Raw genomic sequence first — 752 nt, forward strand, 5'->3', positions numbered from 1 at the left:
CGATGCATAGGTACCGCACGGTGCTTTCGAGCTTCGTATGCCCCAGCAATAGCTGGACCGCCCTGAGGTTTCGCGTCCTGTGGCAGATCAGCGAAGCCTTGGCCGTTTCCGTACTCGCGCGGGTGTTCAAGGGAATGGTGAGGATAGAATCTATCTTCGGAGCAAGGGAGCGAGCTGGTGAGCAACGCCGTCTCAAAGTACGAAGGCACTGAGACCAGAGCCATTCTCGCGGAACTAAACCGCCTTGACCGGGAGATTTCCAGCCTCCGCGAAGCCGGGCGCAGGCTGGGGGCGGCATCCCAGTCCGAGATTGAGCCATTCCAGGGGCGCGTGGTCTTGCTCAAAGCGCAGCTTAAGGCTTACGCAAAGCACGGAACTCTTGATGCCGACCGCAAGGTTCAAACGTCGGCAGAGCAGGTTTGGTTCGGTAGCCACGTCAGGAACGCCAGCTCACATTTCCGCATGAAGAGCAATGCAGGGCCAAGGAACTGGGACAAGGGCCTATCAGAGCCTGGCATGGATATCTCCTACGCTCTCAGTCGCTTACAAAAAGGGCTCAATGGTCCAACTGAGTGAAGTCGCGCCCCATCGGGATGCTGGGGGCGAATCGGTTAGCTTCTCGACGAAGGCAGTCAGCATCGCGCCGCCGTGACGCCGTACCTGCCGTCGCCGTTGAAGGTCTGATCGAGCGCCCAGGCCTGTCGAAGAAGAGCTTCGGCCATTTCGTGCGCCAGCGCGGCGCTCCCGCGTCC

1 protein-coding gene is annotated in these 752 nt (G+C 60.1%); it reads left to right on the plus strand.

Features of this window, described 5'->3' with window-relative positions; genetic code table 11:
• Positions 1 to 177 precede the first annotated feature (177 nt).
• On the plus strand, positions 178 to 576 hold the full coding sequence (locus ACXJKH_RS21610) for a hypothetical protein (protein WP_457322459.1): 399 nt from the start codon (positions 178 to 180) through the stop codon (positions 574 to 576).
• The last annotated feature ends 176 nt before the right edge of the window (positions 577 to 752 follow it).

It is taken from the genome of Stenotrophomonas sp. P5_B8 (assembly GCF_054049855.1).